This is a genomic window from Aromatoleum bremense, from assembly GCF_017894365.1.
Classification (GTDB): Bacteria; Pseudomonadota; Gammaproteobacteria; order Burkholderiales; family Rhodocyclaceae; genus Aromatoleum; species Aromatoleum bremense.
Map to the genome: position 1 here is coordinate 20,040 of NZ_CP059467.1, position 11,859 is coordinate 31,898.

11 protein-coding genes and 1 pseudogene are annotated in these 11,859 nt (G+C 59.9%); 5 read left to right on the forward strand and 7 right to left on the reverse strand.

Features of this window, described 5'->3' with window-relative positions:
• Positions 1 to 74 precede the first annotated feature (74 nt).
• The gene (locus pbN1_RS00080; RefSeq protein ID WP_244857070.1) at positions 75 to 1,886 is read right to left on the reverse strand and encodes a sigma-54-dependent Fis family transcriptional regulator; all 1,812 of its coding nucleotides are present in this window, start codon (positions 1,884 to 1,886) and stop codon (positions 75 to 77) included.
• Positions 1,887 to 2,354: 468 nt separating this feature from the next.
• Between pbN1_RS00080 and pbN1_RS00085 the strand changes: the two genes are divergently transcribed.
• The 3 genes from pbN1_RS00085 (at position 2,355) to pbN1_RS00095 (ending at position 5,077) form a co-directional block, all read left to right on the forward strand.
• A complete protein-coding gene (locus tag pbN1_RS00085) occupies positions 2,355 to 2,621 on the forward strand; it encodes a hypothetical protein (protein WP_169203716.1) in 267 nt (88 codons plus the stop codon).
• A 103-nt stretch (positions 2,622 to 2,724) separates the two neighbouring features.
• Complete coding sequence (locus pbN1_RS00090) at positions 2,725 to 4,431, forward strand: PAS domain-containing sensor histidine kinase (protein ID WP_169203715.1); 1,707 nt, start codon at positions 2,725 to 2,727, stop codon at positions 4,429 to 4,431.
• Positions 4,397 to 5,077: a response regulator transcription factor gene (locus pbN1_RS00095; protein WP_169203714.1), complete on the forward strand. Its 681-nt coding sequence runs from the start codon at positions 4,397 to 4,399 to the stop codon at positions 5,075 to 5,077. Before pbN1_RS00090 ends, pbN1_RS00095 begins: the two co-directional genes overlap by 35 nt.
• A 157-nt stretch (positions 5,078 to 5,234) precedes the next feature.
• On the opposite strand, the gene pbN1_RS00100 is transcribed toward pbN1_RS00095, so the two are convergent.
• A complete protein-coding gene (locus pbN1_RS00100) occupies positions 5,235 to 6,416 on the reverse strand; it encodes a transposase (protein ID WP_169204315.1) in 1,182 nt (393 codons plus the stop codon).
• A gap of 166 nt (positions 6,417 to 6,582) precedes the next feature.
• Here pbN1_RS00100 and pbN1_RS00105 point away from each other — a divergent pair.
• Positions 6,583 to 6,870 (forward strand): annotated as a pseudogene (locus tag pbN1_RS00105) (transposase); the annotation flags it as partial.
• A 335-nt stretch (positions 6,871 to 7,205) separates the two neighbouring features.
• Positions 7,206 to 7,781 carry an IS3 family transposase gene (locus pbN1_RS00110; protein ID WP_210147606.1) on the forward strand — a complete coding sequence of 192 codons (576 nt, stop codon included), beginning with the start codon at positions 7,206 to 7,208 and terminating at the stop codon, positions 7,779 to 7,781.
• Positions 7,782 to 7,927: 146 nt separating this feature from the next.
• Here pbN1_RS00110 and pbN1_RS20905 read toward each other — a convergent pair whose 3' ends face one another.
• From pbN1_RS20905 to pbN1_RS00135, 5 genes are all read right to left on the reverse strand, one after another.
• Complete coding sequence (locus tag pbN1_RS20905) at positions 7,928 to 8,056, reverse strand: hypothetical protein (RefSeq protein WP_280516169.1); 129 nt, start codon at positions 8,054 to 8,056, stop codon at positions 7,928 to 7,930.
• A 23-nt stretch (positions 8,057 to 8,079) separates the two neighbouring features.
• Positions 8,080 to 8,607 (reverse strand): styrene-oxide isomerase StyC, encoded by a 528-nt coding sequence (gene styC, locus pbN1_RS00120; RefSeq protein ID WP_210147607.1) that lies wholly within the window; start codon positions 8,605 to 8,607, stop codon positions 8,080 to 8,082.
• Positions 8,608 to 8,725: 118 nt separating this feature from the next.
• Positions 8,726 to 9,703, reverse strand: coding sequence for a helix-turn-helix domain-containing protein (locus pbN1_RS00125; protein ID WP_169202408.1), 978 nt, complete (start codon positions 9,701 to 9,703; stop codon positions 8,726 to 8,728).
• 190 nt (positions 9,704 to 9,893) lie between these two features.
• Complete coding sequence (locus pbN1_RS00130) at positions 9,894 to 10,427, reverse strand: flavin reductase family protein (protein ID WP_169202407.1); 534 nt, start codon at positions 10,425 to 10,427, stop codon at positions 9,894 to 9,896.
• A gap of 15 nt (positions 10,428 to 10,442) precedes the next feature.
• Positions 10,443 to 11,690 carry a styrene monooxygenase/indole monooxygenase family protein gene (locus tag pbN1_RS00135; protein ID WP_169202406.1) on the reverse strand — a complete coding sequence of 416 codons (1,248 nt, stop codon included), beginning with the start codon at positions 11,688 to 11,690 and terminating at the stop codon, positions 10,443 to 10,445.
• Positions 11,691 to 11,859 lie beyond the last annotated feature (169 nt).

The window sequence follows — 11,859 nt, forward strand, 5'->3', positions numbered from 1 at the left end:
CCGATGGGTCGCTGATGATGGGACACACAGAGGACGTCTAGCGGGATTCGCGGTTCACACCGGCCCGCGGCCCGTTATCGCCTGGCGCGGCCCGATTCTATGCCGTACTTCTCCATTCGATAGGCCAGGGTAGCCCTGGAGATTTCCAGCATACGCGCGGCACCGGATAGATTGCCCTTTGACTGTGCCAGCGCCGCTTGAATTAGAGCCGCTTCGGCTTGAGAGAGTGACGGCACCTTGCTCTGCGCACCGCTCGCTCGAAATGGCAGGACAGCCCCCTGTGCTGCGAGCACTTCAGCATATCCGTCTTCCTGCACGGTTGGCCCAACTCTGCCACTAGCATCGAGAGTGAAGGACTCCGCGCTCAACTCCTCGCCGCAGAGAAATAGATGACCGACGTCAAGCGCGCTCCCATCGTCGGCGAGGATTACGGCGCGTTCGATCATGTTCTCTAGCTCCCTGACGTTGCCTGGCCAGTCATAATTGATAAGAGCATCGACGGCGCGCTCTCTGAAGCCTGTGACGTCTTTGTTGTAGCGTTTTGAAAACCGCTGAAGAAACCAGTCCATTAGCAATGGTATGTCGTCGCGGCGGTCTCGAAGGGATGGCACCCGGATAGGAAACACGTTCAGCCGGAAGAAAAGATCCTCCCTGAAACGCCCGGCTTTTGCTTCATCGCGCAGGTTAACGTTCGTTGCGGCAATCACCCGTACGTTAACCTTGAGAATCTTCGTTCCGCCCACCCGCTCCACTTCACCTTGCTGTAGCACGCGGAGCAATTTTCCCTGGGCGGTGAATGGGAGGGTTCCGATCTCATCCAAGAACAAAGTTCCGCCGTCTGCTCGTTCGAATCGGCCAGGACGCGACGCGGTGGCGCCCGTGTATGCGCCCTTCTCCACCCCGAACAGTTCTGATTCCGTCAGGTGTTCTGGAATCGCCGCGCAGTTGACAGCAACGAACGGCCCGTCTGCTCGTCCACTCAATGCGTGAAGGTTATTGGCGAATATCTCTTTCCCTACGCCGCTCTCGCCCAGGAAGATGACTGTCGCGTCGGTCGGGGCAGATTTCTTTACCAGATGGCAAACTGTGTTGAAACCCGCGGAAATCCCCACCATGCCAAAGTCGCTTGCATTTGCCGATTCTGTGGGCTTGATGTTGAAATTTCGCGGCTTTCCTCTTGTTTTCGAACTCAAGGTGGCGAAATCGCCAACTTGCAGGAAGCGCGCATCCTCTTCAGCGTCATCCCACTCGTCCAACGGTTTCCCGATTACCCGGCAAAATTCGTGCCCCATCCCCTGGCATTCCACCTCGCGATAGAAGATTGGCTTTCCCATGAATGTGCTCGTAAACCCGCACGCATACCCTATTTGCATCCAACACACGGGGGCACTGCCAATTCCATAGGCGCCAATATGAGCCTCGTTTTCCGATGAATCGCGCCAAATCCATTCACCGAAATAGCTGCCGCGCTCGACATCCATCTTAAGGTTCAGCGGCTCCGAATAGACAACCCCTTCGAGTGAAAGAAGTTGGGGGCCGATCAGAAAGTCGTCGTAGGTGTCTCCTTTGCGCCGTACCTTCTTGGTCAGTTCGGCGTCCTTGGCTCCTGCCAGATAGCCCATCCGGGTCAGGATGCCTCGCGCCGCTTCAATCCCGACGCTGTCAATGAGTTCTCTGCGCAGGATGCCGAGAGACGATACATGCAGAAGGATCATCCTTCTATCGTCGAGCATGATCCTTCCCTGTTGAGGCGAGAACCGCAAACGCTTGGACAGGTCGCGAATATCGGGGAAATGCGGGACGTACTTCAGATCCCGCGGGTCGACGAACGGAATTTCGTTGATGGAACTATCAGATTCCTTGGGCGCTTCTGGCTTTGATCGCACTCGGCCCTCCTTTTGACCTGCCGGTCTGTGGCTGAAAACGGCACGCACCGCCAGTTAGATTCTGGCACACTTTCATGTACAGGTGAAATCAACTTCATCGTGTTTCAACCCATTTTTTATCACTACATAAAACTTCGAGCTGCATCCACGGCATGGTGCCTTGCAGCATAGTGGTTGCCTTGCAGTGACTGAACGCTCGCCTATCGGCTGGATAGCACATTGGTGCAGCGCAAGCAGAACCGGCGCCGCTCAGCCAGTGGCACACACGTTGCTCACAAGTGGGTGTCGGAACAACGTCTTTAGCCTTTTGCGAACCGGGCGTTAAACGAGGAGGGGCGTAATGAAATCGGAAATCCGCATCCAAGTGCGCTCGGCTGCGACGTTGCTTTCTGGCAAGGATCGAGAAACTGAACCAGCAACCACGCGGGTGCACATAAACGGCAGTACCGCCAATCGCAGACCGAGAAAATGCTGGCAATCGAGCAGTTGGCCGCCGGAGTCGCCCATGAGATCAACAGTTCCGTCGCGTGGATTCAATCCAATCTGGGTAGCTTGGAGCGATATATGAACGACCGTCTGGAACTAATGCAGGTCTATGAACACACCGAGAAACTTCTGCCCCCCAATTCATTAGCGGCGCGTGCAGTCCGGGCAGCAAAATCCAAGGCGAACTTGAGGTTTCCGAAAGTAGATTTCCCGGCGTTGTTTCGAGTATCGATCGCCAGTGGCGCATAGTTGGTTGCATGTGCATACAGCAAGTCAAATTGGACATACGTCCGTGACTAATAAGCAACCTTCGAGCAGCGCTTCTCATTGCCCATGCCAAGAGGAACGCGAATTGATCACTCAAACGGGCAGTTCCACAAATGAGCCAGACGAAGAAATTCGCTGTGTCGCACACGAGGCCGACATCCCATTTGACTTGATCTTCGACAACGCTTTCCTCGGCATATGCATCATGCGGAATCGGCAGTTTGTCAAAGTGAATCCAAAAATGGAACTGATGTTCGGGTACGGGCCGGGAGAGCTGACGGGAAAATCCGTACGCGTGGTCTATGCAAGCGAAGATGATTACGATTCAATAGGAAAATTGTATCCCACTTTCGCGCGCAACCATGGCTATGTTTACGAAAATCCGCTCGTAAGGAAGAACGGCGAAATCTTCTGGTGTCTGATCTCCGGACACGTTGTCTCTTCGGACCCAACCCGCTCATCGGTCTGGATTGTGCAGGACATCGACGCACGAAAGACCGCGGAGAACCAGCTCAATCGGTCAAAGGAGCGCCTCGCGCAAGTAGTTGAGCGCCGTACCATCAATTTGCAACGCACCAACCACGCCTTAAAGGAAGAAGTTGTGCGACGCAGAAATACAGAACGGGAGATGCTCGAGAGCCGAGAGAAATACAGGGCGTTATTTCGCCACATTCCGATGGGAATACTTGCCACCGATGATGCAGGGAATGTCATCGAAATCAATCCGGCGATACGAAGCATGACCGGTACGTCGACCCTGGAGGACTTCGAGCGCGTTGCCTGCGATCCAACTCGTGTCATCACCGAAGACGGCCAATTGCTGTCTTTGAATCAACTCATCCATTCCAAGTCACCTCACGACGGGCGCCGTGTGGAAAGAGCCCATATTCATTGGCGCACAGCCAGCGGCACCTTGGCGGAATATGATGTCAGTTGTATTCGCCTGGCAGTCAGGGGACTGGGAGCAGCTTTCGTCTTCGAGGATACGACGGAGCAAAGCCGCGCGCGCCAGCGCGAACACGAACAGCAACAGCGACTGGCTCATGCAGCACGTTTGGCGTTAATGGGGCAGTTCGCGTCAGCCCTGGCGCATGAACTTGGGCAACCTCTCAACTCGTGTCGAAGCTACCTCGCCGGGCTTCAACATCGTTTCGCACCGGAACTATCGAGCCGCCCGGAATGGCGCGACGTGATAGATAGAGTCGATCTCCACCTCGAACAGGCCGGAGACATCGTGCGGAATGTGCGCAGCTTTGTGGCTCATCACCGTCCGGACGATACTGAAATCCATCTATCCACATTGATTGCGCAAACCCTCGATCTTCTTCGGTTGCAGTTGCGCGACGAGGGCGTTCAGGTGCGGGTGCATGCGAGATGCGAGTTGCCTCCCGTTCGCGGGAATCGAGTCGAGCTGCAACAAGTACTGATCAATCTGATGGTTAACGCGCTGGACGCAATGCGAGATACACCCATTGGCAAGCGCGTGATCGAAATCCGTTTGTCACGGGAAAGCCAATCACAGGTCGCAGTACGATTGAGCGACAGCGGAGTCGGAATTCCTGCCGACGCTTGTAGCAAGATTTACGAACCCTATTACACAACAAAACCCGACGGACTCGGACTGGGACTGATGATGTGCCGAACGATACTTGAATCACATGGGGGAAACCTCAAGCTGATTCCCACCTCTCGTGGCGGCGCAACATTCAAATTTGTGTTACCGAGTCGCCTCGCGGTGAATGATGAGGAGGAGGAGAATGGAACCGCATCAAGTGAAGGTATATCTGGTTGACGACGAGCCAGACGTGACGCGCGCGTTGACTTGGCTATTGGATTCGATCCATGTGCCGTCAACCGCATTTTCCTCACCCCAAGGATTCCTGAGGGAGTTTGACTTCTTCGCAGGTCCCGCCTGTCTCGTGCTCGATCTGCGCATGCCTGAAATGGGTGGCCTGGAGGTGATGCAAAAGCTAACTGAACTGAATTACGACCTTCCTGTGATTTTTCTATCAGCCCATGGCGACATTCCTGCCGCGGTGCGCGCAATGCAACTCGGCGCAATGGATTTCTTGCAGAAGCCCTTCAAGCCACAAGACTTCATCGACTGCATAAACAGATCGATTCGCGTTGCTCGCGAGAATTTCGAGCAACGACAGGCAAAGGAAACAGCTGAAATATCCTTACAACGATTGTCACCGCGAGAAAGGGAAGTACTTCATCACCTTCTCGATGGTGCCACAAGCAAGGAAATCGCCCGTATCCTCAACATCAGCTACAAAACGGTTGATGTTCATAGATCCAATGTCTTGCGCAAACTCAAGGTGGTATCGTATTTGGCTTTAAAAAGAAAATTTGAGCAAGGGTCACCAATGGCAAGTAAATGTCAGGCCGAGCCTGTCAGAAGAGCCTCTTGCAAAAGTCCCACTTCGGAATTGTGAAGCTGAGGCACTCGCCCGCCGGGAGCGAGATTTCCTCGTTGGCGAAGTCGGCAGGGCTTTTCGGCCAGGTCATTGGCATGTTCTTGCTATTTTTGGACGTAGGAGTCCTGCGTCATCGATGGCAGCGATGTCAGCGTAGGTGTCGCGGTGCGGAGTGTCATTGCCGCAATCGCATCAACTGATCAGCAGACAGCGCCAAGACACCGAACATCAGGTGCCCCATGACCTTGGTGCCGCCCTTGACCCGGAGAGTGTTGCCGCCGAACTCATCCTTGAGCCGCGCATTGCTGCGCTCGGCGACGGTGCGTTCGTTGTAACGGATCGCGTCAGCAGGCTCGAACGCCTCTTTCATCCCGCCACGCGGATTGTGGTCGATCAAGGGGACATGGCCGAGGCTGCGGCAGTGCTCATGCAACTCGAAGCTGCAATAGGCGGCATCCATGACGTCGTAGAGGTTGGTGACACGCTGCGCGCTGATCAGCGACAGGGGGATGGCAGCGCGGCTGTCGTGCATCGAGGCCGACGACAGCAGCGCCGCAATCGGCACGCCACAGTCGGCGGTGTCCAGGTGCAGCTTGTAGCCGTTCCAGCTGACTTTGTACCCTTGGGCATTGCACTTGGTGCCACGGTCGCACCCCGAGGGGATATCCTTGAGCATCTGCGCCAGGCTCTGCTGACGTTGGCGCTGGATGGGCGAAACCTTGGCAGGGGCACGGACTTTGCCGCGCCGGGGGCGGCCGCGGCCCCGTTTCTTCGCCGGAACCGCGGGCGTTGGCGCAGCCGGCGCCGCCTCGGTGATCAAGCACGATTGGGCCGCCGGCGCCGGCGCCGGGGTCGCCGCTGCACGCCGGCTCTGGGCCGGGCGCTCGCGCGCTTCGATCGCGGTGCCGTCGCGGCTGAGGTGCCCGATCAGTTCATTCCCAAGGTGTTCCTTGATGAGCGCCTCATGCACCCGTTCGGCCAGACGCGCCGCGGCGAACTCGTCAAACGCGCGCGAGAACGTGGACTCGGAGGGCAGTTTCCGGCACAGCGCAAAGCCACAGATGCGCCGCAGCGCACGATCGACCGTCAGACGCTCAATCAGCCCGACCGTGGTCGTCAGCCCCAACACGGCTTTGGCTACAAAGGCATTCGCCAGCCAGCTGCGCTCATGGGGCGGACGGCCCGTACCGCACCAGGATGCCGAAACGAATTCCTCGATGCGCACCCATTCCAGGGTGTGGATGACCCGCTCCAGCTTCGGCGTCAGTGCGCCCACCTCGTTCTTCAACTTGGGCAGCAGTTCGTGCTGAACCACATTCCACCGTTGCAGGATTACAGCGCGTCCGATAGCATCCATTTTGCGGGCGTTATGATGTTTGTGTGAGAACTTCATCATGCCAGAAATGGCCGCCCGCCCCCTCCGCCTTTGCCTCGCGCTGCAAAAAATTCCCCGCGCAGAGCGCTTTTTGCAAGAGGCTCAGAAATTTTGTGTGTGAGGCATAACATGTCACCAAGGAGCATGTATGCCAAGCAAGACGAGCCAGAAGAAAGCGGCAGCGGAGCTGCCCACCATTCCGAACGAACTGATTGACCGTTTCGTCCGTGGGCCAATGAGCGCGGAGGCGGGCAATGCCGCGTCGATGGCCTTCAAGAAGGCGCTGATCGAGCGCGCGCTGGGCGCCGAACTCAGTCATCACCTAGGCTACGCACCCGGAGCGGAGAAACCCGGCGAGGTCGGCAACCACCGGAACGGCGTCACCAGCAAGACCGTTCTGACGGAAGACGGTCCATTGCGGATCGAAATCCCTCGGCGCCCTCCCCCGAAAGCCTTTCTCGATCGGTAGCTGGCACACCGATCCCGGCGGCTCACGCCGACCGTTCCTGCCAGCCTTGGAGTTCCTTCCCTTAGCGCCGACCCGGATGGTTCCGGGCCGGTCGTTCAATCACCCCCTATAAGCTTACGCCTCCAGACGTGATGCACGTTGCTTCCTGCTTTTCATTGGAGACAACGATGCTGAACCCGCCACTATCCACGCCTTCCCCCCGAGCCGCCCGCTCCGCACCCGTTGGGCCTGCATTGCCGCCCTATGCGGCCACCTCCCGTCACCGTCCGGCGGCGATTCCAGATCGCGCTGCCACGGAGCAGTTGCTCGAGGACGAGGACTCGCCCGTCGAGTGGAGCGAGGAGGACGTCGTCTTCCTCCATTGGCGCCTGCTGCGGGAAGTCAGCCAACTGGCAGCCCCTGCGACACCGCTGGAAGAGACGTTCGACACCCTGCGCCGGGTGTTCGCCGAGCGCGAGAAATACGGCATGCCGTTTTCCTTCGTGAGCTTCCTGCGCGTCGTCGGCTGCAGCCCGTTGTCGCCGATCGCCTATTGCGGCCGGGTCGCCCACCGCCACCGCGGCAAGTATGGACGGCCGCGACTGACGGCCGATCTGCGGGCGGCATGCTTCGCAATCAATCCCAAACGGGTACGCCGGCTGATGCTGCGCGAGGGGCTGTGCGCGCAGCGGCGGCGTCGCTTCGTGCGCACGACCGATTCACGCCACCGCTTCGCGGTGGCGCCCAATCTGTTCGGGCAGCGTTTCGAAGCCGAGGCGCCGGACCGCATCTGGCTCGCCGACATCACTTACGTCGGCACGGACGAGGGGTGGTTGTTCGTGGTCCTAGTGATGGTGAGGTTGCCCCCGAAAAACGGACGCCATGAAGTGGAGCTCTAAAGCTTCATGGAAGACAGGGCAATGAAGACGAGAATACCGAAACGGGTCTACACCGAGCAGTTTCGAGACGCCGCGGTGCGTCAGGTGATCGAGCCGACTACGCCGAGCGGCTTGCGATGCACTTCGACGCGCGCCTCGTCATTGTCCTAAATGATCTCGACGGGCAATGACAACGACGCCGTGTAACGAGTCCACGCCGGCGAAGCGCCGACCTCCATGCCGGCGCCGTTCAGGCCACCGAGCGGCTTGCCGGTTTCGCGGGTTACGAATTCCATCATTTCCGGCATGTGAGCGGGACTCAGCCCACGCTCTCGTGCATTCGCGCATCCGTCCTGGAAGCGGTGACCGGCATCGCGCCCGGGGCGGTCTGCGAGGGCTCTTCATCCCTGAACGCCTTTCGCGCAATCACGATCAGCCCGACCATGCTCAAGACACCGAAGAAATAGGCCGGGGCAAGGGCGATGAAGCTCTCGATACTCCCCGGGCCGAAATGATTCGCGCCAAACGTGAGGCCACGGTTCTGCGCGAAATTCGAGAAGAAATAGAAGACGGTGTTCGACCAACCGGTAGCGACGATGGTCCAGCCGAGCAGGGATTGCGCGCGCGCCGAAAACCCCAGGCCCGGCAGGATCAATGCGACCGCGATCACCATGAAGGCGTTGAGCGGTGTGCCGCGGTGGGCACGCGCCCAACCTTCAGGGGTGCCGGGAATCTGAAACTCGATGACGGAGCCGGGAATGAACTCGAAGCCACCGACGAGCGACATCCACAGTCCCAGTCCTGCCACGAGGGTCATGAAGAGGATCAGGACGCCATGGGCGACCATAAGGCGCTGGAGGCGGGTGAAGCGGTAGGTCTGTGTGGCGGCGGGATCGGCGTATTGCGAAGTCGTTCTCATTTTGAATGTCCTCGGGGTGGGGGTTGTGGCGGTAGAAACTCCGTCGTCACGGAGGCACGCCTGCGAGGCAGCGTTCGGTCGCCGGTTTGGAGGCGACGCGCTGCCGGTAAGCGGAAGGGCTTTCCCCGTAGCGCTCGTGAAACCGGCGGCTGAAATGCGCGGCGTCGGAAAAGCCATGGTCGTAAGCAATCGTGGTGATGGGGTTGCGCGCCAGGAGTGGATCGGCGAGGGCATCCCGGGCGCGTTCGAGTCTTCGCCTTTGCAGGTAAGCGCAGGGGCTGTCGCCGCTGTGCTCGAACAAGTTGTACAGGCTGCGTCGGGACATGTTCAGCGCGCGCGCCACAGTGGCCGGCTCCAGAGTCGCATCGTGCAGGTGCCGGTCGATATGGCTCCGTGCCGCGGACAGTCGGTCGCCGCAGTGCGCATCCGTGCCGACGCGCGACATCAGCTCCAACCGCAGTGATGCCTGAAGCATGTTCATCAGCGACTGATGTAGCAGGGATCCGCTGAACGCATCGATTGGACTGCTCGCGTGCAACATCTGGCGCAGCAAATCCAGGGCGACCCGTGCATACCCCTCGGTCTGCAGCGCCGATGCGGCGAGGCGGCGTACGAGTCTCGGCGTTTCGTCCTTATCGCTCCAGGGCATCAGCAACGTGATGAAATGCGAGTTCGCGCTGAGTTCCAGCGCGTAGGGGCGACTCGCGTCGTAGGTCGCCCAGCTTCCGGGCCCCAGGCGTGCCGCCGCACCATCCTGCTCAAGGAAAGTCTCGCCATTCAGCTGCCATAGCGCCTTCACGTACGCGCTGTCCGAACGGCCCGCGAGTTGGGGCGTACGCGCCACCTTTTGCGCCGATGCGCAAATCTCGGTGGCCCGTCCTGCCCCGATCGAAGCCATCCGCGCCGTGCCATGGAAATCGGCATGACGGTGGCACCGGAACTCCAGCGGCAGGAAGTTCTCGCCGATTGCTTCGCTCCACTGCGCAAGGCGCGCAGTCTTGAGCAATACGGGTACGGAAATCACATCTTCCTCCAACGAGTGCGGCACCGACGGTCAGGCGGTCGTTCGGTTGATAAGCGAACCCGAAGGGAATATTCACAACCGGCAGCCGGCTTGCATTCGGTAGCCCGACCTCGGTGCCGGACGACGTACGCGAGGGGAAGCTGTGCTTGCCGTATTTTGCCCGCAGCCCACTGATGACCGCATGGCTCCCTCACGCACAAGCCTGCTCTTCAGAAGCGATCTGCTGAAACGCGCCGCCATGGAACAGCAAGGGGCGACCGGAAAACCGTCGGAAACGCTCGACGTGACCGATGAAGATCACGTGGTCGCCCCCCTCATGCGACCGCACCATGTGGCACTCGAACTGCGCGAGGCTGTGGGCGAGGAGGGGAGCGCCGTCCGCACCGGGCTGCCATGTGATCCCGTCGAACTTGTCGAGCAGGGGCGTTGCGAACTGCCGTGCCGTCGCCTCCTGGTCCTCGCGCAACACATTGACGGCGAAGTGCGAGGCGTCGAGGAAGGCCTGCAGGTTCGGCGAACGCTGCACAAGACTCCACAGGATCAAGGGCGGATCGAGCGACAGCGACGAAAACGAGTTCGCCGTCAGACCGATCGCCCGACCATCGGCCGCACGTGCGGTGATAACCGTGACGCCGGTTGCGAACTGCCCGAAGGCGTGGCGCAGTTCGCGGCCGTCACTTGTGGTTTGCGGCGCAGACACCGCGGGGGTTGCAATCGCATTCATGCGGCTTCTCCCTGGTCACGCGGTCACTTCGAGGCTGCCGGTGTGGCTCCCGACGTAGCGTTCGCAGGCCAGCGGATCCATCCACAACCGGTAGAGCTTGCGGGGGTCGTCGAAGCCGTTGACGATCGTCCGGGCAATATCGGGGACCTTGCCCGCCGCACCGAGCAGATTCAGCACGTGCGATTCCGGCGGCAACAGCATCGCGTTGGTCCACGCGCTGACGTCGTGCGCATAGGCCCAGAAGCGCTCGAAGGTTTGCGTCATCCATTCCTGCGTCGGCGCGCGCTCGCCGAGTTCGAGGATCGACTTCAGGTAGGACGTGGCGCACTTCGCGGCGTTGTTCGATCCCTGTCCGGTGATCGGGTCATTGACCACCACGGCGTCGGCCATGCCGAGCACGACGCGCCCCGAGGGAAGGCGCGCCAGCGGCTTGCGCACGGTCGGTGCGAAGCGTCCGGAAAGGATGCCGTTCGGGTCGGTGAGCTCGATGTTGCGGCAGCGGTCCGCCTCCCACGGGAAGAAGGTATCCAGCAGCCACCGCGTCTTCTCGAGGTGCTGATCCGGTGTCACGACGTCGGACCAGCAGTCCATCGGTCCGCCGGGGATGCCGAAGAAGGACACGATCTCGCACTGCCCGCTGACGGTCAGCGCGGGAAAGATCACCAGTTCGCCAAGGCCCGGTCGTGCGTTGAAGGAGATGCCCGGCAGCGGGCTGCGCGGTACGACGCCTCTCACGTAGGTGAGCGCAAGCGCGCGCTGCGGCCGGTCGAACTGGCTGCGTTCGGCGTCCCGTTCGAAGAGCTTCACGATTTCGCCCTTGCCGGCGGCGACGATCACGAGGTCGTACGCCGCCGCGTACGCTTCGAGATCCTCGATGCCGGCGTCGCAGATCACCAGGCGTCCGCCGCGCCGTTCGAACTCGTCCATCCACGCGGGCATCTTGACCCGTTGATCGACCGATTGCGCGTAGCGATCGAGCGGAGCGACGAAGTGGATCTGCTTCCGGCGCGGTGCGTCCGGATCGGCAATCGCGATGCCGAAGCCTTCGATCTGCGGGGTGTCCGCCTCCCAACCGTTCAGACCGAGATCGCGCTCGATCTGCAGTGCGGTGTCGAACATGCACTGGCTCGACATCACCTTGCCGGCGCGGATCTGGTCCGCGGTGCGATTCGAAATCAGCGTGACCTCATAGCCGTGTTGCAGCAGTGCAAGGCCGAGTTGCAGGCCGGACTGACCGGCACCGACGATAGCGATCGACTTCATCTTCCATCTCCTCTGTTGGCTATTCGCCGGCGCGCGTTCCCTCGTCCGGGGAACGTCACGCCAAATTCTTTTCGCCCTGCGATGCATTTCGCATCGGCTCACGGCGTGAATGCTGATCCGCATGCTACGGTCCGCTCGCACCAGCCGCCCGGCCGGGAGTGCAGACTTC